Source organism: Micromonospora sp. ABR4_055 (assembly GCF_056160425.1).
The window spans coordinates 1-602 of the sequence record NZ_JBSWXD010000350.1; the positions used below are offsets into that span (position 1 = coordinate 1).

The window sequence follows — 602 nt, forward strand, 5'->3', positions numbered from 1 at the left end:
GCTGCTTACTCCGGTTTTCGCTTGTTCTGTGGGGTTGGGGGTTGGGTGTTGTTTTTGTTTTTTCTGTTTGTTTTTTTTTTTGGGGTTCTTGGTTCCTCTCCCCCCCCCCCCCCCGCGACCCGCTGCCACGGCCCGTGGCAGACTGACAGCAGGCCAGGTTCCGGTTCACGCCAGAGTCGGCCCGCGCAACGGCGCGGTCGACGTCGACGGCGACCCGGCGACCGACGAAGAGAGGACCATCAGTGAAGAAGGACATCCACCCGGAGTACGTGACCACCGAGGTCACCTGCTCCTGCGGCGCATCTTTCACCACCCGCAGCACCGCACCCAGCGGCAAGATCCACGCTGAGACCTGCAGCGCCTGCCACCCGTTCTACACCGGCAAGCAGCGCGTCCTCGACACCGCCGGCCGGGTCGCCAAGTTCCAGCAGAAGTACGCCAAGGCGAAGGCCAACAAGGCCAAGTAGCTGTGCACGCGGGGCCCGCTTCCGACCGAGGTCGGGGGGGGGGGACGAGGGGGCTGGAAGGTTCCGGTTTTCTCCAACAGGAGGAAAGAGGAATTGGGTGAGCAGCGAGCGCCTGAACGGGCTCCTCTCCAAGTG

Annotated in this window: 1 protein-coding gene; it reads left to right on the forward strand. The window is 64.1% G+C overall.

What is annotated here, in order from left to right:
• The first annotated feature begins 242 nt into the window (after positions 1-242).
• Positions 243-467 carry a 50S ribosomal protein L31 gene (gene rpmE / locus ACXAHD_RS32340; protein WP_281551374.1) on the forward strand — a complete coding sequence of 75 codons (225 nt, stop codon included), beginning with the start codon at positions 243-245 and terminating at the stop codon, positions 465-467.
• The last annotated feature ends 135 nt before the right edge of the window (positions 468-602 follow it).